The sequence below is a fragment of the Citrobacter sp. CK199 genome (assembly GCF_030333285.1).
GTDB classification, from domain to species: domain Bacteria; phylum Pseudomonadota; class Gammaproteobacteria; order Enterobacterales; family Enterobacteriaceae; genus Citrobacter_B; species Citrobacter_B koseri.
In genome coordinates this window covers 550,183-576,980 of sequence record NZ_JAOWGF010000029.1, presented here as the reverse complement: position 1 = coordinate 576,980, position 26,798 = coordinate 550,183, and the positions used below count along the sequence as shown (strand labels likewise).

23 protein-coding genes are annotated in these 26,798 nt (G+C 55.1%); 16 read left to right on the top strand and 7 right to left on the bottom strand.

All coding sequences use genetic code 11. The annotated features are described in order from the left end of the window. Positions 1 to 64 precede the first annotated feature (64 nt). The 6 genes from fhuB to hrpB all read right to left on the bottom strand — a co-directional run bounded on the left by fhuB (position 65) and on the right by hrpB (position 11,383). Positions 65 to 2,047, bottom strand: coding sequence for a Fe(3+)-hydroxamate ABC transporter permease FhuB (gene fhuB / locus OGX75_RS20970; protein WP_012134005.1), 1,983 nt, complete (start codon positions 2,045 to 2,047; stop codon positions 65 to 67). Beyond that, entirely contained in the window at positions 2,044 to 2,934 is an 891-nt protein-coding gene (gene fhuD / locus OGX75_RS20965; RefSeq protein WP_024130692.1) for a Fe(3+)-hydroxamate ABC transporter substrate-binding protein FhuD, read from the bottom strand. The genes fhuB and fhuD overlap by 4 nt, the downstream gene beginning before the upstream one ends. After that, positions 2,934 to 3,731 carry a Fe3+-hydroxamate ABC transporter ATP-binding protein FhuC gene (gene fhuC, locus OGX75_RS20960; RefSeq protein WP_012134007.1) on the bottom strand — a complete coding sequence of 266 codons (798 nt, stop codon included), beginning with the start codon at positions 3,729 to 3,731 and terminating at the stop codon, positions 2,934 to 2,936. The genes fhuD and fhuC overlap by 1 nt, the downstream gene beginning before the upstream one ends. Before the next feature lie 48 nt (positions 3,732 to 3,779). Then, positions 3,780 to 5,954, bottom strand: coding sequence for a ferrichrome porin FhuA (gene fhuA, locus OGX75_RS20955; protein ID WP_071257599.1), 2,175 nt, complete (start codon positions 5,952 to 5,954; stop codon positions 3,780 to 3,782). A gap of 288 nt (positions 5,955 to 6,242) precedes the next feature. After that, positions 6,243 to 8,783 (bottom strand): bifunctional glycosyl transferase/transpeptidase, encoded by a 2,541-nt coding sequence (gene mrcB / locus OGX75_RS20950; protein ID WP_012134009.1) that lies wholly within the window; start codon positions 8,781 to 8,783, stop codon positions 6,243 to 6,245. A 170-nt stretch (positions 8,784 to 8,953) separates the two neighbouring features. After that, positions 8,954 to 11,383: an ATP-dependent helicase HrpB gene (hrpB, locus tag OGX75_RS20945; RefSeq protein ID WP_286451561.1), complete on the bottom strand. Its 2,430-nt coding sequence runs from the start codon at positions 11,381 to 11,383 to the stop codon at positions 8,954 to 8,956. A 73-nt stretch (positions 11,384 to 11,456) separates the two neighbouring features. On the opposite strand from hrpB, the gene thpR reads away from it, so the two are divergent. The 16 genes from thpR (at position 11,457) to OGX75_RS20865 (ending at position 26,206) form a co-directional block, all read left to right on the top strand. Next, complete coding sequence (gene thpR, locus OGX75_RS20940; RefSeq protein ID WP_012134012.1) at positions 11,457 to 11,987, top strand: RNA 2',3'-cyclic phosphodiesterase; 531 nt, start codon at positions 11,457 to 11,459, stop codon at positions 11,985 to 11,987. A gap of 33 nt (positions 11,988 to 12,020) precedes the next feature. After that, complete coding sequence (gene sfsA, locus OGX75_RS20935) at positions 12,021 to 12,725, top strand: DNA/RNA nuclease SfsA (protein ID WP_012134013.1); 705 nt, start codon at positions 12,021 to 12,023, stop codon at positions 12,723 to 12,725. 177 nt (positions 12,726 to 12,902) lie between these two features. Continuing rightward, positions 12,903 to 13,358, top strand: coding sequence for an RNA polymerase-binding protein DksA (gene dksA, locus OGX75_RS20930; protein WP_001155232.1), 456 nt, complete (start codon positions 12,903 to 12,905; stop codon positions 13,356 to 13,358). Positions 13,359 to 13,503: 145 nt separating this feature from the next. Further along, a complete protein-coding gene (gene gluQRS, locus OGX75_RS20925) occupies positions 13,504 to 14,400 on the top strand; it encodes a tRNA glutamyl-Q(34) synthetase GluQRS (RefSeq protein WP_012134014.1) in 897 nt (298 codons plus the stop codon). A 69-nt stretch (positions 14,401 to 14,469) separates the two neighbouring features. Next, entirely contained in the window at positions 14,470 to 15,867 is a 1,398-nt protein-coding gene (gene pcnB / locus OGX75_RS20920; RefSeq protein WP_204267647.1) for a polynucleotide adenylyltransferase PcnB, read from the top strand. Continuing rightward, positions 15,864 to 16,343 carry a 2-amino-4-hydroxy-6-hydroxymethyldihydropteridine diphosphokinase gene (folK, locus tag OGX75_RS20915; RefSeq protein ID WP_012134016.1) on the top strand — a complete coding sequence of 160 codons (480 nt, stop codon included), beginning with the start codon at positions 15,864 to 15,866 and terminating at the stop codon, positions 16,341 to 16,343. The genes pcnB and folK overlap by 4 nt, the downstream gene beginning before the upstream one ends. A 120-nt stretch (positions 16,344 to 16,463) precedes the next feature. Then, positions 16,464 to 17,255, top strand: coding sequence for a 3-methyl-2-oxobutanoate hydroxymethyltransferase (panB, locus tag OGX75_RS20910; RefSeq protein ID WP_012134017.1), 792 nt, complete (start codon positions 16,464 to 16,466; stop codon positions 17,253 to 17,255). 118 nt (positions 17,256 to 17,373) lie between these two features. After that, the gene (panC, locus tag OGX75_RS20905; RefSeq protein WP_024130695.1) at positions 17,374 to 18,228 is read left to right on the top strand and encodes a pantoate--beta-alanine ligase; all 855 of its coding nucleotides are present in this window, start codon (positions 17,374 to 17,376) and stop codon (positions 18,226 to 18,228) included. 92 nt (positions 18,229 to 18,320) lie between these two features. Further along, a complete protein-coding gene (panD, locus tag OGX75_RS20900; protein WP_012134019.1) occupies positions 18,321 to 18,701 on the top strand; it encodes an aspartate 1-decarboxylase in 381 nt (126 codons plus the stop codon). 421 nt (positions 18,702 to 19,122) lie between these two features. After that, on the top strand, positions 19,123 to 19,713 hold the full coding sequence (locus tag OGX75_RS20895; RefSeq protein ID WP_024130696.1) for a fimbrial protein: 591 nt from the start codon (positions 19,123 to 19,125) through the stop codon (positions 19,711 to 19,713). Between the two features lie 80 nt (positions 19,714 to 19,793). Next, positions 19,794 to 20,537, top strand: coding sequence for a fimbrial chaperone (locus OGX75_RS20890; protein ID WP_049009322.1), 744 nt, complete (start codon positions 19,794 to 19,796; stop codon positions 20,535 to 20,537). 64 nt (positions 20,538 to 20,601) lie between these two features. Next, on the top strand, positions 20,602 to 23,202 hold the full coding sequence (locus tag OGX75_RS20885; protein WP_024130698.1) for an outer membrane usher protein: 2,601 nt from the start codon (positions 20,602 to 20,604) through the stop codon (positions 23,200 to 23,202). Positions 23,203 to 23,229: 27 nt separating this feature from the next. Further along, positions 23,230 to 23,862 (top strand): fimbrial protein, encoded by a 633-nt coding sequence (locus OGX75_RS20880; RefSeq protein ID WP_071257592.1) that lies wholly within the window; start codon positions 23,230 to 23,232, stop codon positions 23,860 to 23,862. A gap of 26 nt (positions 23,863 to 23,888) precedes the next feature. Then, positions 23,889 to 24,455 (top strand): fimbrial protein, encoded by a 567-nt coding sequence (locus OGX75_RS20875; protein ID WP_012134024.1) that lies wholly within the window; start codon positions 23,889 to 23,891, stop codon positions 24,453 to 24,455. Positions 24,456 to 24,473: 18 nt separating this feature from the next. Then, positions 24,474 to 25,082, top strand: coding sequence for a fimbrial-like protein (locus tag OGX75_RS20870; protein ID WP_012134025.1), 609 nt, complete (start codon positions 24,474 to 24,476; stop codon positions 25,080 to 25,082). 8 nt (positions 25,083 to 25,090) lie between these two features. Beyond that, a complete protein-coding gene (locus OGX75_RS20865; RefSeq protein WP_286451560.1) occupies positions 25,091 to 26,206 on the top strand; it encodes a fimbrial protein in 1,116 nt (371 codons plus the stop codon). 55 nt (positions 26,207 to 26,261) lie between these two features. On the opposite strand, the gene OGX75_RS20860 is transcribed toward OGX75_RS20865, so the two are convergent. Continuing rightward, positions 26,262 to 26,702 (bottom strand): PTS sugar transporter subunit IIA, encoded by a 441-nt coding sequence (locus tag OGX75_RS20860; protein ID WP_115626364.1) that lies wholly within the window; start codon positions 26,700 to 26,702, stop codon positions 26,262 to 26,264. Positions 26,703 to 26,798: the final 96 nt, after the last annotated feature.

Here is a 26,798-nt window from a genome sequence, read left to right as displayed (position 1 = left end):
ATTGCCGGGTGGCGCTTACGCTTACCCGGCCTACATATGGCACCGTAGGCCGGATAAGGCACCATTACCGGCTCTGCTTACGTAACAGATAAATAAAATACGGCGCGCCGATAAACGTCGAGAGCAATCCCGCCGGGATCTGATACGGGAACAACACCATTCTGCCGCACCAGTCGGCGAAAACCAGCAGTATTCCCCCCGCCAGCGCCGACATAATCATATGCGGCATCGTGCGGCGAAAACCGAGCATCCGCGCGATATGCGGCGCCATCAGCCCGACGAAGCTCAGCGGCCCAATGGTCATCGTCGCGGTCGCCGTCAGACAGGCCGCCAGCAACAACAGCCCAACACGCGATGGCGTCAACGCGATACCCACCGCCCGCGCCGTCTCGCCGCCCAGCGGTAAAATGGTTAACCAGCGACGACACAGCGGCGTAATCGCCAGCAGAATCACCATCACAATGCCGGTGCGTACCACCTGTTCTTCCGACGCGTTGTAGGTCGAACCGGAGATCCAGGTCAGCACTCCCGCCATGCGCGGATCGCCGCTCGCCTGTAACATCATCAACAGCATCGTAAACGCCGTACTGAGCGCCATCCCCGCCAGCAGCATACGGTGCGGAGAAAAGCCCCCGCGTCCTGCCGCGACCATGATGATCAGCAACGTCGCCGCCGCGCCAATGCTCCCGGCAGGCAGCAGCCAGCCAAAGGCGTTACCCGGCACCAGGAACAGCATCAGCACCACGCCGAACGCCGCGCCGGAGCTGATCCCCAGCACTTCCGGGCTGGCCATCGGGTTTCCGGTCAGGCGTTGAATAATGCACCCCGCTACCGCCAGCATCACGCCCGCAATCAATGCCGCCAGAATACGCGGCCAGCGCCAGGGCATCAGTTCATCCAGCAGCGCGCCGCTCGCCCAGTTCCAGCCGTGCGCGTCACGGCCAAAAGAGAGCGCCACGAACACCGCTAACAGCAGCACGACACCGCCTGCCAGCGCAAAACTCAACACATGCTGGCGTTCCGCCGCTACGCGGTCATTGGCGTTCATTGCCGGAGCGCTCATGCTGCGCAGACGCGGCAGCAGCCACAGCAACAGCGGCGCGCCAATCAGCGCCGTCACGGAACCCGTGGAGACCTCCATCCAGACGCGGGTCAGCCACAAAATGGTCTGATCGGAAAGCCAGAGGATCAGCGCGCCAATCAGCGGCGCCAGCATCAGGCGCGCCAGTAAGCGACGCGCGCCAAGCATTTTCGCCAGCAGCGGGGCGAACAGGCCGATAAAGCCGATAATCCCAACGGCGTTAACCAGCATCGCGCTGAGCACGATCGCCAGCGATAAAGCCGCCAGACGCGCCAGCGACAAGGCCAGCCCCAGATTGCGCGCCACGCCGTCATCCAGCCCCATCAGGGTCATCGGACGCAGCAATAGCAAGGTGAGCATCACGCCGCCCAGCAGCTGCGGCCACAGCCTCTGCACCCCGCTCCAGTCGGTTTGCGTCAGCGTTCCGGTGCTCCACAGGAACATGCTTTGCAACTGGTCGTGGTGGAAAATCACCATCAGCTGGTTAATCGCCCCGCAATACAGGCTCACCACCAGACCGGCGAGAATCAGCGTAACCGGTGACAGGCGTTTTCCCCAGGCGACGCCAAACACCAGCGCCCCCACCACGCACGCGCCTGCCAGCGCCGCAAATTGCGTGGCCATCGCGCCGGGAATCGCCCATAGCGTCGTTACAGTAATCCCGAGCTGCGCCCCTGTCGCCACGCCGAGCGTCGTTGGCTCCGCCAGCGGGTTACGCAGCACCTGCTGGAACAATACGCCCACCAGCCCAAGTCCGGCCCCGACCAGCAAGGCGATCGCCAGGCGTGGTAGCAGGCTATAGTGGAAAATCATTTGCTCAATGCTGTCGATATCCGGCGACCAGAACGCTTGCTGCCACTGGCTGCGCGGCAATGCGATGGAGAAGTTAAACCAGGTCAGCCAGGCAGCGGCGATAAATAACACCGCCAGCAGCAACGCCGGAAATAGCGCAATACGTCGGCTCACGCTTTACCTCCCAGCGCATTATCCAGAATGCGCACGAAACGCATGCTCGACAGCGTCGCGCCATAAAACCAGACGGCAGGCACGCGCTGAAAACGTCCGGCGCGCACAAACGGCATCGCCTGCCACAGCGGCGTCGCCATCAGCGCAGCCATATCCGGGTTATTGCCGTGATCAAAACAGAGGACGTCAGCGTCTTTATAGGCCGCCAGCCGGTCGATACCAACCGCAGTGCTGCCCCAGAAATTGGTTTCCCCCTGCCAGGCATTGCGAATGCCGAACGCGTCCAGCGTCTCCTGGAATAAGCAGTTCGGGCCGAAAACCAGCATATGGCGCGGATCGAGCAACGTCATCAGCAGCAGAGGCCGGTCGCCACGCCGGGCAAAGCGCGGTTTCTGGCTGTCGATAAAGCTATCGTATTCCGCCAGATGGCGGCTGGCCGCAGACTCAAGATTAAGCAGTTGCGCCATTTCAATTAACGACTGACGCGCTACCGCTAACGGTTTTTTGCCGTCGCTGAAGCTAAAACCGCGCCCCGGCGCGATACGCGCCAGCTTTTCAGGCGAAGGGCCATAGCCTGCCGACCAGACCATAAATGAGGGCTTCATTTCGGTCAGCAGTTCCAGATTAGGTTCGGTACGCAGCCCAACGTCAATGACCGACTCCGGCAATGCGGGCTCGTTAACCCACAGGCGATAATTGGGAATATCCGCCACACCGTAAGGCATGATGCCGAGCGCTAACAGCAACTCTACCGGCAACCATTCCAGGGCGACAATACGATGAGGATCGACGGTTGCGGCCCGGGCTTGCCCCATTTGCCAGAGCAGAGGAGAAAGCGCCATCGCCGTTAACAATCGACGTCGGGTAATAGAATGTAAGCCGCTCATTAATAGACAAAACTCACGGGTGCGGCGCCAGCCGGATGCGGCAAAATGCCCATCGGGATGCCATAAATCAGCTCCAGCGTTTCACCACGCATCAACTCTGCTGGCGTTCCCTGGGCAATCATTTCGCCACCGCGCAGCGCCACCAGATAATCACAGTAGCGGGCCGCCATGTTGATATCGTGCAAAACGGCAATCACCGTCAGCCCACGCTGCTGGCTTAAGCGGTGCACCAGCGCCAGCACATCAACCTGATGCGCGATATCCAGCGCGGAGGTGGGTTCATCGAGTAGCAGACAGCGGCTATCCTGAGCCACCAGCATGGCGATCCACGCCCGCTGACGTTCCCCACCGGAGAGGCTGTCCACCAGACGGTGCGCCAGTGGTTTTAGTCCCACCAGCGTAATCGCCTCTTCCACTTTTTCTCTGTCGGTTACGCCAAAACGACCCAGCGCGCCGTGCCACGGATAACGCCCAATCGCCACTAGCTCGCGCACCGTCATCCCTTCCGCCTGCGGAAGCTGCTGCGGCAGATAGGCGACCTTGCGGGCAAACGCTTTACTGTTCCAGCTGTTCAACGGCTGATCGTCGAGCAACACGTCGCCTTCCGACGGCGGTTGATGCCGCCCCAGCATTTTCAGTAAGGTTGATTTACCTGAACCGTTGTGACCAATAAGCCCGGTAACTTTACCCACCGGAAAGGTCAGCGAAAGAGGATGCAGAAGCGTGCGGCCAGGCACACGAAAGGAGACATTACGTAGGGCGAAAGTCGTGTCGGGACGGGTTATGTTTTCCTGCATAGCGGCCAACTTGTAAAGCGGGCACGGCGAACCGTGCCCAGAGAGAAATTAGAAACGGAAGGTTGCGGTTGCAACGACCTGACGCTCCGCGCCCCAGAAGCAGCCATAGGTAGCAAAACAGCTGGAGACATATTCACGATCAAGCAAGTTTGTTACATTTACTGCAACACTGGAACCCGCCATCCCCAAACGAGCCAGATCGTATTTCACAACTGCATCCATCACAGTTGAACTACCGACCTTAAAGGAGTTCTCCGGATCGCCATAGCTGGAGCCAACTAAACGGCCACCAGTCCCCAGCGTTAAGCCAGAAAGGTAACCTTCGTAAAAGGTATAGTCGCCCCAAAGCGAAGCCATATGTTTCGGCACCTGAACAGGGGTTTTGCCTTTCAGCGTTGTGTCTTCCGTATATTCAGCATCCGTATACGTATAAGACGCTGTCATATTAATGTTCGCATTAACTGCCGCTTTCGCTTCTAACTCAACGCCACGTGAACGCACTTCACCTGCCGGAACCTGAGCAAACGGATTACTTGGATCAGAAGTCAGATTGTTCGTTTTGGTCAGTTCATAGACAGCAGCAGTGACTACAACAGGCAGATCTTTCGGCACATATTTCACACCAGCTTCATATTGCTTACCTTTAGAGGGAGCATAAGCAACGTTGTCCGCAGGTGTAGCAGCCCAGGCTTTAGACGGGTTCGGTTCGAAAGACTCGCTGTAACTGAAATATGGCGTAATGCCATTATCGAAGAGATAATTTATCCCGGCACGCCAGGTAAATTGCTCATCGTTACGTTCAACTTTCTGGTTGCTGGAACGAATTGTTGTTGCCTGCTCAGACCAATCATAGCGCCCTCCCAGAGTTGCAACCCATTTATCCCATTCCAGTTGATCCTGAACATACAGGCCAGTCTGATGTTGAGTATTTAACTGGAAAGGTTTCGCATCCGGGAACACGACATCCTCATATACAGGATTATTCATATCTAACGGAGGCGCTGTACCATAAGCGTTGTCGATATCGTTACGCAGACGAGAATAGTCAACACCCGTCAGCAGAGTATGCGCCACATCACCTGTAGCAAACTTGCTTTCCAACTGTGTATCTACACCAAAATCATTATAGTTTTCATTCGCGACAATACTCTGTCGGGTCAGTTGGTTGCCAACAGCACCAAAACCGTACACTGTTTGCTGAGATGTCTTAATTTGGCTATAACGTAAATTTTGGCGCACGGTAAATGTGTCATCGAAACTGTGCTCAAAGCTATACCCGACCATTCTTTGGTAGCGAGAATAGGTATTGTTAGGAGCAGCATCGGTAAAACTTACTGGAATACGAGAACCGTCAGGTAAGGGTTCTACCGTCCCCTCTTTCGGCAACCAGCCATAAAAACCCGTTGAAGGTTCATTCTGGATATTTGCACGCAGTGTCAGGTTTGTTTTCTCATCCGGTTTCCAGCTAAACACGGGAGCAATGGCATAACGCTTCTGCTTCGCAAAATCCTGTTGCTCATCGTTTGAGCGAGCAAGCCCTGTTAAGCGATAAGAATAGACGCCATCATCATCCAGAGAATCGCTGAAATCAAAACCAGTCTGGAACAGATTGTCTGTTCCCATTTTAAATTGAATTTCTTTTAAAGGCTCTGACGTCGGGCTTTTGCTTACCATAGAGATCAAGCCGCCCGGATTACTTTTTCCATAAAGAACGGACGTCGGTCCACGCATCAATTCCACACGTTCAAGCATATAGGGATCAACAACAGCAGAACTGTAGTAGTCACCCTGTAATTTGATGCCATCCAGGTAATTGTTCGGGGTTGGGCCTGGCGTGTAAAAACCACGAATAATAACAAAATCATAGGTGGTAGAAGCGCCGCGTGTTGAAGCGGCAGCCCCTGGAGTATATGCCAAAGCCTCTTTTACTGAGCCTGGCTGATGAATATCCATCTCTTCACGAGTCACCACCGAAACAGACTGTGGTGTTTTCTCAATCGGGGTATCGGTCTTGGTGGTGGTTGCGGATCGTTTGGCCGCAATCGTCGGTGATGGCCCCCAGGCACTTTCCTGCTGGGCAGGTGCAGCGGTTACGGTGATAGTTTCTTCTTTCGGTTCAACCGCCGCCTGTGCATAGACAGACATGCCGCTAACCGCTGTGGCTACTACGACTGCGATTTTACGCAGCGAAGAGTTTGGCTGAGCAGTTTTAAGACGCGCCATTGGTATATCTCTAATGAAAAGTGAATGATAACGTAAACGAGAATTATTCTTATGACCGCAGCATAATATTCGAAACGTTGGCGCGATAGCAAGCAATACGCGCCCCTATCAAAACTAAGGGGTTAAGAAATAACCAGATGAAAAGGAAGGGTTAATGATTTAGGCTGGAATGTTATTCTGCGGAAATTTGCCGGATGGCGGCGCTGGCGCGCCTTATCCGGCCTACAAGATCCAATGCGTTTATTGGTTCTGTAGGCCTGATAAGCGCAGCGCCATCAGGCGCAACGGTTAGTTACTACCAAACATATCCTTGATCCACCCCGCCACGCCGTCGCTGTCTTTCTTCTCCTGCTGCGCCGGTTGCTGCTGTTGAGGCTGCTGTTGCTGCGAAGAAGACTGATCGAACGGATTCCCGGTCGGCTGCTGCTGTTGCATCATTTCGCCCTGCTGGCACAGCGCGTCCGGGTCGGTCGTCCAGACCGGCAGCGCACGCATTCCACCGCTACAGACGAAATTACCGTCGTAATCAACGCCCATATCCACCACATCTTCCGGCGGCGTCAGCGTCAGCGGCGTTGGCGTTTGGTTCGCCAGATAACGCTGATAAATCGACATCGCGCCGCTGGCGCCGTACAGTTTCGTCGGCTGGTTATTATCGCGACCCACCCAGGTAATCGTCACCTGGCTGCCATCAATCCCTGCAAACCAGGTATCGACATTGTTGTTGGTGGTCCCGGTTTTACCCGCCAGATGCAGACCCGGATACTTCGCACCCAGCTGACGTCCGGTGCCGCGCTGCACAACCTGCTGCATCGTCCATAACGTCATATACGCCGCCTGCGCCGGAACCGCGCGCTCAGCCTGCGGGAAGCTCTGATACAGCACCGTACCGTCTTCCGCAATCACCGAACGCAATGCTGACAACGGCGCCCGGTTGCCGCCGCTGGCGATGGTCTGGAACGCTTGCGCCACTTCGATTGGCGTCAGGTTCAGCGCCCCCAGCAGCATGGCCGGAACCGGATGCAGCTGATCTTTCGGCACGCCCAGCTTCATCCAGGTATCGGTGACGGCAGGAAGCCCCAGCGCCATCCCCAGATTCACCGTCGGCACGTTCATGGAGCGCGTCAGCGCGTCCACCAGCATCACTTTGCCACTTTCGCTGTAACGACGGTCATCATTCTGCGGGGACCAGACCTGCCCGTTCGGCTGACGAAGCGCGATCGGCGCGTCGGCAATCCAGGTGTTCAGGCGATACAGCTTCGGCTGGCTTAACGCCGTCAGATAGGTCGCCGGTTTTGCCAGAGAGCCGATAGAACGGCGCGCCTGCATCGCACGGTTGTACCCGGCGAACTGCGGCTCCGCCCCGCCGACCATCGCACGCACCTCGCCGCTGAAGCGGTCTACCACCACAATCGCGGTTTCCAGATCGCTCAGATTGCGCTGTTTCTTCAGCGCCGGAATGCCCTCAACGGCCGCTTTTTCAGCCGCATCCTGCGCCACGGAATCAAAAGTGGTGAAGATCTTCACGCCAGAAAGGTCTTTCACTTTGTCGCCGAGCTTCGCCTGCAACTCCTGACGCACCATCTGCATAAAGGCTGGCTGTGGCGAGATCACCCCGCCGCGCGGCTGCACGCCCAGCGGACGCGCGCTCAGCATGTCGTACAGCTCCTGGTCGATCACCTGCTGTTGTTGCAGCAGACGCAGTACCAGATTACGACGCTCCAGCGCCAGTTTCGGGTTACGCCACGGGTTGTAGATTGACGCCCCTTTCACCATCCCCACCAGCAGCGCCTGCTGATCGAGACTCAACTCTTCGACCGGGCGGCCAAAGTAGTACAGGCTCGCCAGCGGGAAGCCGCGAATCTCGTTATCGCCGCTCTGGCCGAGATAGACTTCGTTCATGTACAGCTCAAGGATCCTGTCCTTGCTGTAGCGCGCATCCATCAGCAGCGCCATGTAAGCTTCGTTCGCTTTACGCCAATAGGAGCGCTCGCTGGTGAGGAACAGGTTTTTCACCAGCTGTTGCGTCAGCGTACTCGCCCCCTGAACCGTGCGCCCGGCGGTAAGGTTCGCCAGCACCGCACGACCGATGGAATACAGGCTAACGCCATCGTGCTCATAGAAATGACGGTCTTCCGTCGCCAGCAGCGTATCCACCAGCAGATCCGGGAAACCGCTGCGCGGCACGAACAGGCGCTGTTCGCCGTTCGGCGAAGAGAGCATGGTGATCAGGCGCGGATCGAGACGGAAGAAACCAAACTGACGGTTGTTATCCATATTCACGATCGTATCCAGATGGCCGCCGTCAAAGGTCAGACGCGCACGCACCTGCCCTTCTTTGCTGTCCGGGAAGTCAAACGGACGGCGGATCATCTCGATGCTGTTCGCCTGCACGGTAAACTCGCCGGGACGCGTCATTTTCGTCACCTGACGGTACTGGGTGGCCTCCAGCAATTTCACCATTTCATTCTTGCTGACGGGCATTTCCGGCTCAAGGTTAACCATCCGGCCATATACCGCCGCAGGAAGCTGCCAGACTTTGCCATCAATACGGCTACGGATTTTTTGATCCAGATAGACGCCGTAGATCGCAATCAGCACGACAAAAACAATCGACAGTTTTAGCAGTAGCCAGAGCCAGCCACGCTTGCCACGAGGCTTACGCCCTTTGCCCTTACCGTTACGCGGCATCGGTTCTTCATCCTCATAGTCATCATCATAATCGTCGTCGTACTCTTCATCTCTGAGTCGACGACGGCTTACCTTTTGTTTCACCGGACGCGGTGGTTTCCCTTTGCGTCCAATTGGCTCGCGGTCATTCCCGGCCATGCTTTTTCTCCGCAACATACAGGCGCAAAGGCCCGATTCTCTGTTCTTCCGTCAGTCGACAGAAGAAGAAATCTCTCAATTTTCTGCCATGTTTACGCCGGATGGCGGCTTCGCCTTATCCGGCCTACATTTGAGCGAGCAGGCCTGATAAGCACAGCGCCATCCGGCAGTCATGAATACTTCTTCGTGCGCCGCGTTGGCGCGGTATTCGCCGGATCGTCCGGCCAGACATGTTTGGGATAACGCCCTTTCATCTCTTTTTGTACCTCGCGGTACGCTCCCTGCCAGAACGCGCTTAAATCGCGCGTAATCTGTAGCGGGCGTTGAGCCGGTGAGAGCAACTCCAGCACCAGCGGCACGCGCCCCTGCGCGATAGCAGGCGTATTCGCTTCGCCAAACATCTCCTGCATTCTGACCGCCAGCGCTGGCGGGTTATCTTCGTGATAACGAATGGCTATCCGGCTTCCCGTCGGCACAGTGTAATGCGCGGGCAGCTCACTATCCAGACGTTGCAGCATAGACCAGTCCAGCAGGCCGCGTAACGCCTGGGTAATATTCAGGGCTTTCAGGGCGCGCAGCGTATGAACGCCCGTCATATGCGGCAGCAGCCAGCTTTCCAGCGTCGCCAGAAGAGAAGCGTCATCAACGGCGGGCCAGTCGTACTCCGGCAACCATTGCGCCGCGCGCAGCAGACGCAGGCGGAACTGTTCAGCCTCCGGCGTCCAGTTGAGCACACTTAGCCCTTTATCGCGAATGCCATTGAGCATCGCCTGGTGCAGTTCCTCTTCCGAAGGCTTAGCCAGCGGCTGAACTTTTACCGTCAGTTGCCCGATACGCATTCGGCGCAGCGCCTTTAACGTTCCCTGCGCGTCGTCCCACTCTACCGTGTCGGACTGCTGCAACAGCGCCGGACATGCCTGAATAAGCGCCTCAATATCCAGCGGTAAAGCCAGCAGAATACGGGCATCCGGCGACGCGCTCCCCTGCAACAGCAACGGTGCGATAAGCCACTCATGGCGACCCAGCGCATCATCGGCGTCGAGCACCGCGCCCATGCCATTCGCCAGTTGATAGCGCCCTTCCTGACCGCGTCGACGCGCGATACGATCGGCAAACGCCTGCGCAAGCAGCGGCGCCAGCATCGTGCCGTCCACTTCGCCGCCTCGCCCGTTGAGCCGTTTCAGGAGCTGCTGGCTACGCTGCTGCCAGCCCGGTTGCTGGCGCGAAAACGCCACGCTGAGGTCGGTATTGCCCGCGCGCGGCGGCTCCTCCAGAATCGCCGCCAGTTTCGCCGCTGTCGCCTTTTCACTGTCATTGCCGGCGCTGACCAGCATCGCCGCCAGACGGGGGTCGTTGCCAAGCCGCGCCATTTTCTGCCCCGTCGCGCTCAGCCGCTCGCCATCCAGCGCATTCAGCATCTGCAACAGCCGCCGGGCTGCCTGCACGTTGGTAGACGGGGGAAGGTCCAGCCAGTTTAGCTGCGCGGGATCGCTGCATCCCCATTGCAGCAGCTCCAGCAATAAACCGGACAGATCGCTTTGTAAAATCTCCGGCTCGCTTTGCGCCGCCGCCCTTTCCGCCTGCTCTTTCGCCAGCAGGTGAACACACACGCCCGGTTCCAGACGCCCGGCGCGTCCGGCTCGCTGCGTCATGGAGGCCTGGCTGACGCGCTGGGTAATCAGCCGCGTCAGGCCGGTTCGCACGTCATAGCGCGCCACGCGCTCCTGCGCGCTGTCCACCACCAGACGGATACCCTCGATGGTTAAACTGGTTTCGGCAATATTGGTCGCCAGCACGACTTTGCGCATCCCGCGCGGCGCAGGCAGTATCGCTTTACGCTGCGCCTCCAGAGACAACGCGCCATACAGCGGGCATAACAGCACATCATCCGCCACGCGCGCGGCCAGGTGTTCCTGTACGCGCAGAATTTCCCCAACGCCCGGTAAAAACAGCAGCAGAGAGCCGGTTTCGTGACGCAGCAAATCTGCCGTGGCGATGGCCACCGCCTCATCAAAACGCAGTTGGGCCGGAAGTGACTGGTAGCGACGCTCAACGGGCCAGGCACGCCCCTCAGACACCACCTGCGGCGCATCAGGAAGGCGCTGTTGCAGCTTCCCGTTGTCCAGCGTCGCAGACATGATCAGCAGTTTCAGATCGTCACGCAGCCCTTGCTGCACGTCCAGCAGCAGGGCCAGCGCCAGATCCGCCTGCAAACTACGCTCATGAAATTCATCAAGGATCACCAGCCCGACGCCGCTCAGCTCGGGATCGCGCTGGATCATTCTTGTCAACACCCCTTCCGTCACCACTTCAAGCCGCGTCTGCGGGCCAACACAGCTTTGCGCGCGCATCCGATAACCGACCGTTTCGCCAGGCTTCTCGTTCAGGAGTTCCGCCAGCCGCTGCGCCACATTGCGTGCCGCCAGGCGGCGCGGCTCCAGCAGGATAATTCGCCCCTGAATGCCTTTATGCGTCAGAAACTGCAACGGCAGCCAGGTCGATTTCCCCGCGCCGGTTGGGGCGGTGAGCAAAACCTGGGGCGCGCTTTCAAGCGCGGCAAGTAATTCGGGCAGTACGGCGGCAACGGGCAACGACGTCACAAATGGCTCCAGAGGGTTAACATTCTTCGCGCTGCATTGTAGCATCGCGTTAATTCATAACCGAGTACCCATCATGTCTGAGCCGAAAAGGCTGTTCTTTGCCATTGAATTGCCCGACGAGGTTCGTGAGCAGATCATCGCCTGGCGCGCCGGTCATTTTTCCCCGGACGACGGCAGGCCGGTCGCCGCAGCGAATTTGCACCTGACGCTGGCGTTTTTAGGCGAGGTGAGCGCGAGCAAGCAACAGGCGTTATCACAGCTTGCCGGACGCATCCGTCAGCCGAGCTTTACGCTCAGGCTGGATGACGCGGGCCAGTGGCTACGTTCGCGGGTCGTCTGGCTGGGGATGCGACAGCCGCCGCGCGGGCTGCTGCAACTGGCGAACATGTTACGTGCCCAGGCGGCGCGTAGCGGTTGTTATCAAAGCCCGCAGCCTTTTCATCCGCATATTACGCTGCTGCGCGACGCCAGCCATGCGGTCGCCATTCCAGCGCCGGGTTTTTGCTGGTCGTTTCCGGTCAATGAATTTGCGCTTTATGCCTCGTCGTTCGAACGCGGCCGCACACGTTACACACAACTACAGCGCTGGACGCTTGCCGAATAAAATAGTCTGCAAAGCAGGCTTTAAGGAAATCACATGCAGTTCTCTCCGCCATTGCAGCGCGCCACCTTAATTCAGCGCTACAAACGTTTTTTAGCCGATGTCATTACGCCGGACGGCACGGAATTAACGTTACACTGCCCAAATACCGGTGCGATGACCGGATGCGCCACGCCGGGCGATACCGTCTGGTATTCGACATCAGAAAATACTAAACGCAAATATCCGCACACCTGGGAATTAACGCAAACCCGGACAGGCGCACTTATCTGCGTTAACACCCTGTGGGCAAACAGATTAACGAAGGAAGCGATTCAGAATGAGCAGCTTTCAGAACTTTCAGGCTACAGCCTGTTAAAAAGCGAAGTAAAATACGGCGCGGAACGCAGCCGTATTGATTTCATGTTACAGGCAGATTCCCGACCCGACTGCTATATTGAAGTGAAATCGGTCACATTAGCGGAACAAGAGTATGGTTATTTTCCCGATGCCGTCACCTTACGGGGACAAAAACACCTTCGGGAACTGATGAGCGTAGCGGCTGAAGGCCATCGCGCCGTGGTGTTATTCGCGGTGCTGCATTCAGCCATTACACGGTTTTCACCCGCGCGGCATATCGATGCAAAATATGCGCAACTATTGATTGAAGCACAGCTAAAGGGGGTAGAAATTCTGGTTTATAAAGCCGAACTTTCTGCCGAAGGTATGACTCTAAAAGAACCGTTACCCATGACTTTATAATGGCGTAAACAATCGGTTAATTAGTATTCTGGTCGCGTACGCAAATACGCTTTTCCTCACAGGGTTGTCAAGTGTTACGTTTAGATAATTGCTATCCTGAAAAGCATCTGCTATTTATAGCGACCTGATTTTTCCCCCGACAATGGGGATCGATAGTGCGTGTTAAGGAGAAGCAACATGCAAGAAGGGCAAAACCGTAAAACATCGTCCCTGAGTATTCTCGCCATCGCTGGGGTGGAGCCGTACCAGGAGAAACCGGGCGAAGAGTATATGAACGAAGCCCAGCTGTCGCACTTCAAGCGTATTCTTGAAGCATGGCGTAATCAACTCAGGGATGAAGTCGATCGCACTGTGACTCATATGCAGGACGAAGCGGCTAACTTCCCTGATCCGGTTGACCGTGCCGCGCAGGAAGAAGAATTTAGCCTTGAGCTGCGTAACCGCGACCGTGAGCGCAAACTGATCAAAAAGATCGAGAAAACGCTGAAGAAAGTGGAAGACGAAGATTTTGGCTACTGCGAATCCTGCGGTGTCGAAATTGGTATTCGCCGTCTGGAAGCGCGTCCAACAGCCGATCTGTGCATCGACTGCAAAACGCTGGCTGAGATCCGCGAAAAACAAATGGCGGGCTAATCCCGTCAGACCGTAGAACGCCGGATGGCGCTACGCTTATCCTGCCTGGCAACAATTCGTAGGCCGGATGAAGGGTTTGCGCCGCCATCCGGCAAAATCCGGGCGGGGTTATCTCCCGCCTTATTCTTTTATATTGTCCACCGGTATGACCAACGCACACTATATTGGCCGCTTCGCCCCGTCCCCCTCTGGCGAGCTGCACTTTGGTTCACTGATCGCCGCCCTCGGTAGTTACCTGCGAGCCCGCTCTCAGCATGGGATCTGGCGAGTACGCATTGAAGATATCGATCCCCCTCGTGAAGTTCCCGGTGCCGCAGAGACAATTCTGCGTCAGCTGGAACATTACGGCCTGCACTGGGATGGCGATATATTGTGGCAGTCCCAACGCCATGACGCCTACCGCGACGCGCTCGCCTGGCTGCGCCAGCAGAATTTAAGCTATTACTGCACCTGCCCGCGCGCGCGTATTCAACGCATCGGCGGCGTTTACGACGGCCATTGCCGAACCTTGCAGCATGGGCCGGAAAATGCCGCCGTGCGGATTAAACAGTTCAGTCCGGTGATGCAATTTCATGACGTGCTGCGCGGCGATATCCAGGCCGACCCGCTGCTGGCGCGCGAGGATTTTATTATTCATCGCCGCGATGGTCTGTTCGCCTATAACCTGGCGGTGGTCGTGGACGATCATTTTCAGGGCGTCACGGAAATCGTGCGCGGCGCGGATTTAATCGAACCCACGGTACGGCAAATTTCGTTGTACCAGCAGTTCGGCTGGCGCGCGCCGGACTATATTCATCTGCCGTTGGCGCTCAACGAACAAGGCGCTAAACTTTCCAAACAGAATCATGCCCCAGCCTTGCCGGAGGGCGATCCACGCCCCGTACTCATTGCCGCGCTGCGCTTTCTGGGCCAGAACGCCACGGCACAATGGCAGGATATGCATACCGACGAATTATTGCAGTATGCGGTGGATAACTGGACGCTTACGACGGTGCCGGAATCGGCAAGTGTAAATCCAGCATTCTCAAATGCGTCTTGCTGAGCTATGATTAGCCGCTATTTTTACGCAGTAACTTGTCCTGATTGATGTTTGACACTACCGAGGTGCACTATTTTTACCCGAGTCGCTAATTTTTGCCGCAAGGTGCTAAACCGCGAGGAGAGCGAGGCCGAGCTTGCCGTCGCCCGTCCACATATGACGGTAATCCCGCGTGAGCAGCACGCTATTTCCCGCAAAGATATCAGTGAAAATGCTCTGAAAGTAATGTACAGGCTCAATAAAGCGGGATATGAGGCCTGGCTGGTTGGCGGCGGCGTACGCGATCTTCTGCTCGGCAAAAAACCGAAAGATTTCGATGTCACCACCAACGCAACGCCGGATCAGGTGCGGAAGTTGTTCCGTAACTGTCGTCTGGTGGGTCGCCGTTTCCGTCTGGCGCACGTCATGTTCGGCCCGGAGATTATTGAAGTGGCGACATTCCGTGGTCACCATGAAGGCAACGACAGCGACCGCGCCACCTCCCAGCGCGGGCAAAACGGCATGCTGCTGCGCGATAACATCTTCGGCTCCATTGAAGAAGACGCCCAGCGTCGCGACTTCACCATTAACAGCCTCTATTACAGCGTGGCGGATTTCACCGTGCGCGATTACGTCGGCGGTATGCAGGATCTGAAAGATGGCGTGATTCGCCTGATCGGCAACCCTGAAACGCGTTACCGCGAAGATCCGGTGCGAATGCTGCGTGCAGTCCGTTTCGCCGCAAAACTCGATATGCGCATCAGCCCGGAAACCGCAGAGCCGATTCCGCGCCTGGCGACCTTACTCAACGATATTCCGCCAGCGCGTCTGTTTGAAGAGTCTCTGAAACTTCTGCAAGCGGGCTATGGTTTCGAAACCTACAAAAAGCTGCGTGAATACAGCCTGTTCCAGCCCCTGTTCCCCACCATTACGCGTTATTTCACCGAAAACGGCGACAGCGCGATGGAGCGCATCATTGCGCAGGTGCTGAAAAATACCGATAACCGCATTCATAACGACATGCGCGTTAACCCGGCGTTCTTGTTTGCCGCCATGTTCTGGTATCCGTTGCTGGAAATGGCGCAGAAAATCGCTCAGGAGAGCGGCCTGGCCTATTACGACGCCTTTGCGCTGGCCATGAACGAGGTGCTGGACGAAGCGTGCCGTTCGCTGGCGATCCCGAAACGCCTCACAACGTTAACCCGTGATATCTGGCAACTCCAGTTGCGGATGTCCCGCCGTCAGGGCAAACGCGCCTGGAAGCTGCTGGAGCACCCGAAATTCCGCGCCGCATACGATCTGCTGGCATTGCGCGCCGAGGTGGAAAACAACGCTGAACTGCAACGTCTGGCGCAGTGGTGGGGCGAGTTCCAGGTTTCAGCGCCGCCCGATCAGAAAGGCATGCTGAATGAACTGGATGAAGACCCCGCGCCGCGCCGCCGCCATCGTCGTCCGCGCAAACGCGCGCCACGCCGCGAGGGAACCGCGTGACGGTTGCCTATATCGCGCTCGGCAGCAACTTAGCCTCTCCGCTGGAGCAGGTTAATGCTGCCGTGAAGGCTATCGGCGACATCCCGGACAGCCGTATTGTTGCCGTTTCCTCGTTTTACCGCACTCCCCCGCTAGGCCCGCAGGATCAGCCGGACTACCTGAACGCCGCCGTTGCGCTGGAAACCCAACTGGCGCCGGAAGAACTGCTCAACCACACGCAGCGTATTGAGTTACAACAGGGCCGCGTTCGCAAAGCCGAACGCTGGGGGCCGCGCACGCTCGATCTCGACATCATGCTGTTTGGTGATGACGTAATAAACACGCCCCGCCTGACGATACCGCACTACGACATGAAAAATCGCGGTTTTATGCTGTGGCCGCTCTTTGAAATCGCCCCCGACCTGGTGTTCCCGGACGGCGTTACGCTGCATCATTACCTCACACGCCTCGCAGCAGAAAAACCTGCCTACTGGTAAATTGCCCGCCCCTCTTTAGCGTTTACTGCTTTCGGGTTAATCGATTGCTTAAATCCATTGCCCCCATCAATGCTGCTGTTAAAATGCCGGTTAATATGACCTCCACCATCAGGAAACGTTATGAAACCGACGACTATCGCCTTGCTGCAAAAATGTAAGCAAGAGAAAAAGCGCTTCGCAACTATCACCGCCTACGATTACAGCTTTGCCAGACTCTTCGCTGACGAGGGTATCAACGTGATGCTGGTAGGCGACTCGCTGGGCATGACGGTTCAGGGACACGATTCCACCCTGCCTGTTACCGTAGAAGATATCGCTTACCACACGCGTGCGGTGCGCCGTGGCGCGCCTAACTGTCTCCTGCTCTCCGACCTGCCGTTTATGGCCTATGCCACCCCGGAGCAGGCGTTTGAAAACGCCGCCGTGGTGATGCGCGCGGGGGCGAATATGGTCAAAATCGAAGGCGGCGCCTGGCTGGTCGATACGGTAAAAATGCTCACCGAACGCGCGGTGCCGGTGTGCGGCCATCTGGGACTGACGCCGCAGTCCGTCAACATCTTTGGCGGCTATAAGATCCAGGGGCGCGGCGATGCGGGGCAGGTACTGCTGGATGATGCGCTGGCGCTGGAAGCGGCAGGCGCGCAGTTGCTGGTGCTGGAATGCGTACCGGTTGAGCTTGCTAAACGCGTCACCGAAGCGCTCTCTATTCCGGTCATCGGCATTGGCGCAGGCAACGTAACCGACGGTCAGATCCTGGTGATGCACGACGCCTTCGGCATTACCGGCGGCCACATTCCGAAATTTGCTAAAAATTTCCTGGCGGAAGCAGGCGACATGCGCGCCGCCGTGCGGCAGTATATTGCCGAGGTTGAGTCCAGCGTCTATCCGGGCGAAGAACACAGCTTCCATTAATGGGGTGCTTGTAGGCCGGATAAAACGCCCTGCGTCGCCATCCGGCAAAATGCCTGATGGCGCTACGCTTATCAGGCCTACAAACCACGGTCCATCAGGCAACTTAAGGAGTCTTGTTGTGCTAATTATTGAAACCCTGCCGCTGCTGCGACAGCATATTCGCCGCCTGCGCCAGGACGGTAAACGCATTGCGCTGGTGCCAACGATGGGCAACCTGCACGATGGTCATATGAAACTGGTTGAGGAAGCGAAAGCGCGCGCTGACGTCGTGGTGGTCAGTATTTTCGTGAACCCAATGCAGTTTGACCGCCCGGACGATCTGGTACGCTACCCACGAACGTTGCAGGAAGATTGCGAAAAGCTGAACAAACGCAAAGTGGATTTCGTGTTCGCGCCGGCGCCAGCGGAAATTTACCCGCAAGGCACCGACGGCCAGACTTACGTTGATGTTCCCGGGCTGTCCACCATGCTGGAAGGCGCCAGCCGTCCGGGCCATTTCCGTGGTGTTTCCACCATCGTCAGCAAACTCTTCAATCTCGTCCAGCCGGACATCGCCTGCTTTGGCGAAAAGGACTTCCAGCAACTGGCTTTAATCCGCAAGATGGTGGCCGATATGGGCTACGACATCGAGATCGTCGGCGTACCGATTATTCGCGCCAAAGATGGTTTAGCGCTGAGTTCGCGTAACGGTTACCTGACCGCCGAACAGCGCAAAATTGCTCCTGGCTTAAATAAGGTGATGAACAGCGTCGCCGAGAAATTGCTGGCGGGTAATCGCGATCTGGAAGAGATGATCGCCGTCGCCGAGCAGGAGCTGAATGAAAAAGGCTTCCGCGCGGATGACATTCAGATTCGCGACGCGGACACGCTGCTGGAACTCACCGATAGCAGCAAACGCGCGGTGATCCTGATGGCGGCATGGCTGGGTCAGGCTCGCCTGATCGACAATCAGTCCGTTACATTAACCCAGTAGACAGGGGTTAAAAATCAGGCAATACTGCCTGAGAATTTCCTCAAAGCAGGCAACGCCTGCTTCGTTATCGCTAAGATTTAAAGGTAGAAGTTATGATTCGCACTATGCTGCAGGGCAAACTCCACCGCGTGAAAGTGACTCAGGCGGACCTGCACTACGAAGGTTCCTGCGCCATTGATCAGGATTTTCTGGACGCAGCCGGTATTCTTGAAAATGAAGCCATTGATATCTGGAACGTGACTAACGGCAAGCGCTTCTCAACCTATGCGATTGCCGCCGAGCGTGGTTCCAGAATCATCTCCGTGAACGGCGCAGCGGCGCACTGCGCTGCGGTGGGCGATATCGTGATCATCGCAAGTTTCGTTACCATGTCAGACGAAGAAGCGCGTCGCTGGCAGCCCAACGTTGCCTATTTTGAAGGCGATAATGAAATGAAGCGCACCGCGAAAGCGATCCCGGTACAGGTTGCCTGATATTTCCCAAATATATTATTATATTAATAAAAGGAGCCGAAAAACTTCAGCTCCTTTTATTTTAAATAATTCCGGCCTTTCTTATCAGGACAACTAATAATATTAGTTGAGGCGTTATCAGAAAATTTAAACAAACGTTCAACAATCCATCGTTATATTTATTTATATCATTAAATTCTTTTCCTCACAAATTCATCAGATGAATAACCAAAAATAAAAACACTTACCTTTCAACGAAATAACCATCAGTTAAGTTTACTTAAACACCATTTAAGTAAAGATAATTACAATTATCAATAAATATTTTCCTATACTCCGCAAAGTTAATGTAATTCCCCGGCCGGCCTTTACGCTTAACAGACGAAGTACTTTTTCTAAAAACGTAAAGTACACTTATTATCTAATACGGATGTTTATCAAAATGGCATTGAAAAAATACGCATTAGCTGCGGCAGTTCTGGCAACTATTTCCAGTTCAGCATTCGCAGCAGACGCAGATCGTGGCACCATCACCTTCCACGGCCTGGTCACCCCGAATACCTGTAACATCACGCTGAAAGATGATCCACTGAGCTCCCAGACAACTAAAGACTTCAACGTCACTCTGCCGACCGTGTCAGTAGAAGACTTCACCCCAGGTACTGCTGCCGACGTTAACAGCACCCTGGGCCAGGCTAAGTTCGCGCTGTCTATTTCCTGTGCGGATACTGAGTTGCAGTCTGCTGATGCGCAGTTTGATTCCTGGGGCGGTTCTTCCGCAAACAACGAAGGCGCGCTGGTTCCACCAACTGGCCTGCAAGGTTCAGCAACCAACGTAAGCCTGGTTCTGCACAACGATGGCAACACGAAGACCGATCTGATCAAAATCGATCATCCTAACAACACTCAGTCAACCACGCTGACTGATGGCAAAGGCGAATTGAACTACACCGTCGCTTATATGGGCCCGGCTACTGGCGTAACCAGCGGTTCCGTGCAGGCACAGGTTGCCTTCACCATGAACTACCAATAAGCAACAGGACTGTTGTTCTTCATCCTCTGGCTTAAGCCAGAGGATGTTTTCGTTACATCCAACAGGGAGTGGGTAGCATTATGTTCAGCCTGACGTTAAAAACCGGATTAAAAACCCTCACCGCCGCCATGATCGGCATCGCCTCGTTTCAGGCATGCGCCGACGTGGTTATCTCCGGCACACGCATCGTATATCAACAATCCATGAAAGATGTGATTGTGAACCTGGATAACCGAGGCAAAAACCCGCTGTTACTTCAGATCTGGCTGGATGACGGGAGCCCGAACGTTAACCCGCAGGAATTAAAACTGCCTTTTGTCATTACCCCGCCCATTTCACGCATCGATCCAGGGAAAGGCCAGTCTGTGCGTGTGACATATTTACAGCAGCCGCTGCCGCAGGATCGGGAATCCTTATTCTGGTTTAACGTACTGGAAATTCCCAAAAAAGCAACGGCGAAAGACGGCGAAAGCCAGAACCAACTGCAACTCGCTTTCCGTACCCGTATTAAGCTATTTTTCCGCCCGGACGGTTTAAAAGGCACCCCGGGTGAGGCGATGAAGCAGGTTAAATGGTCGCAAACGCGCCAGGGCAACACCCTGTCTTTAGTTGGCCGTAACGACTCGCCCTATAACGTTTCACTCTCCAGCGCAACGTTTAAGGTCGGCGCCAAAGAGTATGAAATTGACAGTAAGTCGATTAAGCCGTTCTCCAGCGAAACCATGACGGTTAAAGGATTAACGAATAACGCCAGCGGAGAAGTGGTGTATATCGCTATCAATGATTTTGGCGGAACGGAAAAACTCACCGCCAACGTTAATTAATAAATTAAAAATATATTTTTTCTTCTTATATAACGGCAACCCGCTTTAATCGACTGGACTTGTTATGATTTTTCGACGATCTCTATTATGTCTCGCCATTAGTGCGGCATTGCCGTTCTCTGTTCATGCGACGGGAAATACGCCTGCACAGTCCTCTGCTCCCGACTCAGAGGAAATGGTAGAGTTTAACGATCAATTCCTGCTGAATATGGGGAGTGCAGTCGATGTAAGCCGTTATGCTCAGGGTAATCCAATATTACCGGGAACCTACCGGGCGAAAATAAGCCTGAACGGTGAAAATAAATCGACGCAAAACATCGAATTTAAAGATAACGGAACGCCACGCGCCACGCCGTGTATTACCGCATTGTTGCTGAAACAAGCGGGCGTTGATAGTAGCGTGCTGGGGAATACTATTTCCGACGATGATACAACCTGTATTGATATCAAAAAATATTATCCCCACTCGTCGGTGAATTTCGATACCTCAAAACTTACCCTGGAATTGACGATGCCGCAGCTTTACGTTCTCAAGCGCCCGGCGGGATATGTCGATCCATCATTATGGGATGCAGGTATTCCGGCGGCGTTGCTGTCGTACAACCTCAACGCCTGGCATAGCGAAAGCGATGGCAATAATTCCGACACGGCTTACGCCGGTCTGCAATATGGTCTGAATTTGGGCGCATGGCGGCTGCGCTCCCGTGGCACCTACAACTGGGATAAAGACAACGGCTCGGACTACTCCAGCCAGGACATTTACCTCCAGCGCGATATTCCGGCGTTAACCGCGCAGGTTGTGGCGGGCGAAACCTACACCAACGGCGATACCTTCGACTCCGTCAGCCTGCGCGGGATGCGCCTGTACAGCGACGATCGCATGCGCCCGGAAGGCCGTACCAACTACTCACCAGTCATTCGTGGCGTCGCCAACAGCAACGCCAAAGTCACCGTCATGCAAAGCGGCAGCAAAATTTATGAAACCACCGTACCGCCAGGCCCGTTTGAACTGAGCGATCTCAGCACCACCGGCTACGGTAACGATCTACAGGTGACTGTAGAAGAGTCTGACGGCAGCAAGAGAACCTTCACGGTTCCTTTTTCCTCGGTTACGCAGATGATGCGTCCGGGAACCTCACGCTGGGAGTTTGGCGCGGGCGAACTGAACGACGATTCGCTGCATGACAGACCGAACATTGGTTACGCCACCTGGTATTACGGTCTCAACAACACCTTTACCGGCTACGCGGGCGTGCAGTACAGCGACATGGATTTTTACGCCGGTTTGCTTGGCGTGGCGATGAACACCGCGATCGGCGCCTTCGCGTTAGACGTCACGCAGTCACATGCACAAATTGACGAGCTGGGAACGCTGACCGGCCAAAGCTATCGCCTGACGTACAGCAAAGTCATCGAAACCACCGACACCTCATTCAATGTGGCGGCATACCGTTTCTCGACGGAAGACTACCTCAGCTTACGGGACGCCGCCGCGCTACAGGACGACGTGAAATACGGCAGCTATAAGAATCAGTCATATGAGTCCAGCGACGAACTCTATTCTGACTATCAGCGTATGAAAAACCAGTTTCAGATTAGCGTCAGTCAACCGCTGGCGTTCAATGGTGAAAACTACGGCTCGCTCTATGTCACCGGCACCTGGGAAGACTACTGGAATGAGAGTGGTTCCACCTCAAACTACAGCGCAGGTTACAGCAATGACTTCCGCTATGGCAGCTACAGCATCTCGCTCCAGCGTACCTATGATGAAGATGGCGAAAAAGATGACAGCGTTTATCTCAACGTCAGCATTCCGTTAAGCACGTTCTCCAGTGAACGTAAAAATATTGCCGGTTTTAACAACGTCAATATGAGCGCGCGTACGGATATGGAAGGCAGCGCCAACTTTAACAACACCGCCAGCGGTAATACTGAAGACGGTAAGATTAACTACTCCATCAGTACGGCAAGCAATACCGGTGATTATGGCGATTTGAATCAGATCAGCGGTTACGGCTCGTGGAGCAGTCCGTATGGCCCCCTGTCAGTCTCTACCTCTTTTAGCGATGACAGCAGCAAACAATATTCCGCCAACTATAGCGGCGGCATGGTGGTTCACACTGGCGGCCTGACGATGGCGCCAGGAACGTTAAGTGACACCGGCCCCATCATTCTGGTTCATGCCAGCGGCGCAAAAGGCGCGCAGCTCGGTTACGGCAAAGGTGAAATAGGTCGTTCAGGATACGCGATTATGCCGTATGCCTCGGCTTACCGTGAGAACCGCGTTGGGCTGAATATCAGTTCTCTGGACGCCGACGTCGAGGTCAAAAACACCAGTGAAACCATCGTCCCGCGTGATGGCGCCGTGGTGCTGGTCAACTTCGAAACCGACGAAGGTCGTTCTCTCATCCTTGAACTTCTACGCAACGATAAAGGCTTTATTCCACTCGGCGCAGACGTCCTGACCGATAAAGGCGAGCTGGTCGGCGCCGTCGGTCAGGCCGGGCAGGCTTATGTGCGCGGCGTAGAAGATCAGGGCACCCTGCGAGTTGTCTGGGGTAAAGAAGCAGGTAGCGCCTGTACGGTGAATTATCACATTACCGACAGCGCACAAAAGGCAGGATTAACCACAATCCTGAACAATCAACTCTGTCATATGCAATAAGTTATTTTTCTACAGGGAGTTCCCTTAATGACTTTAAAAAGTAATAAATATCTCCGCAGTTTACCTGTCGCTATGTTAGCGCTGGCGGTGTGTTCATCCGTTCATGCAGACAACGGCGACAGCATCGACATTACCTTCCGAGCCAATATCCGGGACACAACCTGTGATATGACGATTAATGACTCGGACAGTAGCTCCACCATCATCATCGGCGCCGACGGCAAAGTGTCGCTGGGCGATATCATTAAATACCAGACCAGCGAGGCAGCGTCAGGGCCAACGATGGCGCAATTCGCCCTGAAAATTAAAAACTGCCCGGAATCCGTAACCGGAATTAAAGCCTCCATCAGCGGCACGACCTCCGGTTACGACAGCGGTACGCCGAAAACCATCCTCCTCCCCGGTACGGGTGAGACAGGCCCCACCGGGGTTGGCCTGAAATTCTCTCGTGTCAGTGCGCCAACCAGCTATTTTGCTATTTTTGCCAACGAAACGGAGACCTCAGATAACGATGCCGAGGTGATTAAATGGAGTCCTGCTGAAATAGACAGCAAACAGGTCGACCTTGTGGCGCGTCTGGTGACGACAAGGATCTCCGGTACAACCCCGGCGGTTGGCGCCTTCCAGGCAACAGCAACCTTTAACTTTAGCTATGAATAATTCCTGCGATATAACGGAGCATCATAATGAAATCTAATTCTCTTTTTCTCGCGCTGGCGGTAGCTGGTGGATTATTCAGCGGCCTGACCCACGCCGCCCCGGTGACAGGCACCAATCAGTTGCAGGCTATCTTTACCACTGAGATCCTCCCCGGCACCTGTAACACCCAGGTGACGGATGCAGATGGCCCGACCAGCACGATTGACTTCGGCGATCTGTATAAGAACGAAGTCGGTACGCGTACCGAATCCTTTAATATCGCACTGACCGAATGCGCGGGCGTGTTAACCACAACCGTGGCGGCTCAGCCAGGGGCGGGCAATACCTGTTCCGGCGACTCCTACGCGACAACAGGCGCCACGAATACCGCCGTTGAGATCTGGGAAACCGCCGCAGACTCAGGCACCCAGTTAGCCTGCCAGACGGGCAACCCTTCGAATGTACTGACGCATTCGTTTGGTTCGAAGAATATGAACCAGAGCTACACCTATCCTCTGGTGGCTCGCTGGGTCGTTGCGAACGGTAAAACAGCCGCTGATATCACAACAGGTGAAGCGACGTCGCTTATCACCTTTTTAGTCACCTACCAGTAATGTAGCCAGCGGGCAACTATGCGACAGACACTATTTTTTATGCGATTTACTTTCGCCCTGCTGGTGGGCCTGGCAGGACTGTGGCCTGTCGTCAGTCAGGCTGACGACAGCGGAATGGACGTCAATTTTAAGGCGAAGATTCTGGCCAATACCTGCCAAGTAAGCCTGGAAAATGGCGGTAATGTCGAGTTGCCAACCGTCACGCGCAGTTGGTTTTACAATACGGACAACAGCGATCGCCTGCGGCCGGAAACGGACGCTGGCGGTACAACGTTTACCATTCAGGTTGTCAACTGCGACGTGCCGCCAGCAGGAAGCGAAGGAAGCCAGCAGCTTCATTTTCGATTTGAACCGCAATTCGGTATAAACCCCGACAACAGCCAGGTATTTATCAATAACGCGGTCAGCGATCAGGCCAGAAATGTCGGTGTGGTTGTTTTTTCCGCCACACACCACACGAACGTATTGAATAGCGATGGCAGTTCCGACGTAGCGTATGACCTTAGCGGGCAAGCGGCACCGCTCTTTCCAGCAGATTATGTGTTTTACGCCCGCTACCAGAACACGGGCGATGTCGGCAACGGACTGGTGACCAGCAATGTGGTGGTCAATGTAACCTATCAGTAAAGGGATTTATGATGAAATTACGCTATTTACTGCCGTTATTATTTTGCGTGCTCTCCATTTCCGCCAGGCAAGCGTTAGCAGACACCGCATGTCATTTTACGACACAGCAGGCCAGTATACCTGCTTTCTGGACTGCCAGAACGCTCATTGGCCCCATCGGAGGCATTGATACGCCGCTCATCATTATGAACCCTCAGTCTATGGAGGGTGATTTCCCTTTATTCCAGGGAGCGGCGCCCATCACATGCGGAGGTAATGGGAGCAATGCCGTAACGTTGACCGGCCCTACCGACGCCAATTTGTGGGATCAATATACCACTCAGGGGTCAGATGGCCCTACCGGGCTGCTCAAAACCTCGATTCCCGGCATTGTTTACACCTATTCCGTGAGGTGTATCGGGAACTGCCACAACGGCAACAACACTAACGATCTGGATTTAAACCTGCCGCTGCCCGGAGGAACGTCAACCTTCCCAAGCCATGGCGATGCCCCCTGGACGGGGCCTAGCGCAACACGCAACTGGGATATCTTCGTTACGATGTATCAGACGCCAGACTACCACCCCCGAAATGGTCAGACGGACGGGAACGCGCTGCCAGGGAAAATCGGTACTCTGCACATAGGAGATGCCGGGCAAAACGATCTCGACCTTATGATGAGTGGAGCATCAATGGCATTTTCCGTCATGGAGCCAACCTGCCAGGGGATGGGGATAAATAATGACGAATACGATCGGGACGTGGATTTTGGCGACTTTTACCGTTCCGATTTCGAAAAAACGGGCGAGTCGGTAGAAAAGCCGTTTACGTTTAACTTATTCCGCTGCTCATTGACGACCGTTACCGTCACCCTGACCGGCAATCATGGCGCAGACAATACGATTCTCACCAACTCTTCAGGGAGCGCCGAGGGCGTGGGCGTAAAAATTCGTTCCATTATCAATAACAACACACAAACAATGAAGGTAGACGGTTCGGAGCGTGTCGGTATCACCTACAGCGGAAATCGTGAGTGGTATCATGAATCTATTGGTCTGGATTTCACCGGGCAGTTAATCAAAATCGGTACAATTAAAGCCGGCACTTTTGAAACCGTCGGTACTTTCACCCTCAGCTACGAATAACGTTCCCTGCGGCTGACTGCCTGTCAGCCGCATCATCGTCTCCACGAATTGACCGTCAGTACGCGTACAAATCATGCTTCAGCACAAAAGGCGGATTTTTTTGCTGTTGATGCCAGAGACTGGTGACATCGGGCGCGCCGAGGGAAACAATGGTGTCACGGAACGCCGCGCTGCTCATGGATTCCCGCGCGACAAGCATTTCTTCAAGCAATGAATACGTCACACCGGCAATCACTTCGCAGCCGGAATGTTTATGGCTCATCAGCGACGCCACACGATAAGGCGCGGCGCCGGACGTGTCCGTTAAAAAGATCACCCCATCGCCGGAATCCGCCTGGTGTAATGCTTCACACATCATACGGCTGAGCATATTGGTACTCAGACCACGCCAGAAGTTCACCGCCCGGCACTGCGCCAGCGGGCCATGTTTTTCTTCCAGACGATCCTGTAGCTCCTGCGCGCGATCGTCATGACAGGTAATCACCCAACCCAACATAGCCTACCTCCTTAGCAAGCAAGTAGTTTATCAGTGTGATAAATGAGTAAGGGTGATAAACGTCAAAGTCTGCCTCTCCCCCCGGCGGAGGAGAGG

Excerpts from the sequence above, each read along its gene's own strand:
- fhuD (WP_024130692.1), bottom strand. The coding sequence starts at position 2,934 with ATGAGCGGCTTACATTCTATTACCCGACGTCGATTGTTAACGGCGATG.
- fhuC (WP_012134007.1), bottom strand. The coding sequence starts at position 3,731 with ATGCAGGAAAACATAACCCGTCCCGACACGACTTTCGCCCTACGTAAT.
- fhuA (WP_071257599.1), bottom strand. The coding sequence starts at position 5,954 with ATGGCGCGTCTTAAAACTGCTCAGCCAAACTCTTCGCTGCGTAAAATC.
- mrcB (WP_012134009.1), bottom strand. The coding sequence starts at position 8,783 with ATGGCCGGGAATGACCGCGAGCCAATTGGACGCAAAGGGAAACCACCG.
- thpR (WP_012134012.1), top strand. The coding sequence starts at position 11,457 with ATGTCTGAGCCGAAAAGGCTGTTCTTTGCCATTGAATTGCCCGACGAG.
- sfsA (WP_012134013.1), top strand. The coding sequence starts at position 12,021 with ATGCAGTTCTCTCCGCCATTGCAGCGCGCCACCTTAATTCAGCGCTAC.
- dksA (WP_001155232.1), top strand. The coding sequence starts at position 12,903 with ATGCAAGAAGGGCAAAACCGTAAAACATCGTCCCTGAGTATTCTCGCC.
- gluQRS (WP_012134014.1), top strand. The coding sequence starts at position 13,504 with ATGACCAACGCACACTATATTGGCCGCTTCGCCCCGTCCCCCTCTGGC.
- panB (WP_012134017.1), top strand. The coding sequence starts at position 16,464 with ATGAAACCGACGACTATCGCCTTGCTGCAAAAATGTAAGCAAGAGAAA.
- panD (WP_012134019.1), top strand. The coding sequence starts at position 18,321 with ATGATTCGCACTATGCTGCAGGGCAAACTCCACCGCGTGAAAGTGACT.
- OGX75_RS20895 (WP_024130696.1), top strand. The coding sequence starts at position 19,123 with ATGGCATTGAAAAAATACGCATTAGCTGCGGCAGTTCTGGCAACTATT.
- OGX75_RS20890 (WP_049009322.1), top strand. The coding sequence starts at position 19,794 with ATGTTCAGCCTGACGTTAAAAACCGGATTAAAAACCCTCACCGCCGCC.
- OGX75_RS20885 (WP_024130698.1), top strand. The coding sequence starts at position 20,602 with ATGATTTTTCGACGATCTCTATTATGTCTCGCCATTAGTGCGGCATTG.
- OGX75_RS20880 (WP_071257592.1), top strand. The coding sequence starts at position 23,230 with ATGACTTTAAAAAGTAATAAATATCTCCGCAGTTTACCTGTCGCTATG.
- OGX75_RS20875 (WP_012134024.1), top strand. The coding sequence starts at position 23,889 with ATGAAATCTAATTCTCTTTTTCTCGCGCTGGCGGTAGCTGGTGGATTA.
- OGX75_RS20870 (WP_012134025.1), top strand. The coding sequence starts at position 24,474 with ATGCGACAGACACTATTTTTTATGCGATTTACTTTCGCCCTGCTGGTG.
- OGX75_RS20865 (WP_286451560.1), top strand. The coding sequence starts at position 25,091 with ATGATGAAATTACGCTATTTACTGCCGTTATTATTTTGCGTGCTCTCC.
- OGX75_RS20860 (WP_115626364.1), bottom strand. The coding sequence starts at position 26,702 with ATGTTGGGTTGGGTGATTACCTGTCATGACGATCGCGCGCAGGAGCTA.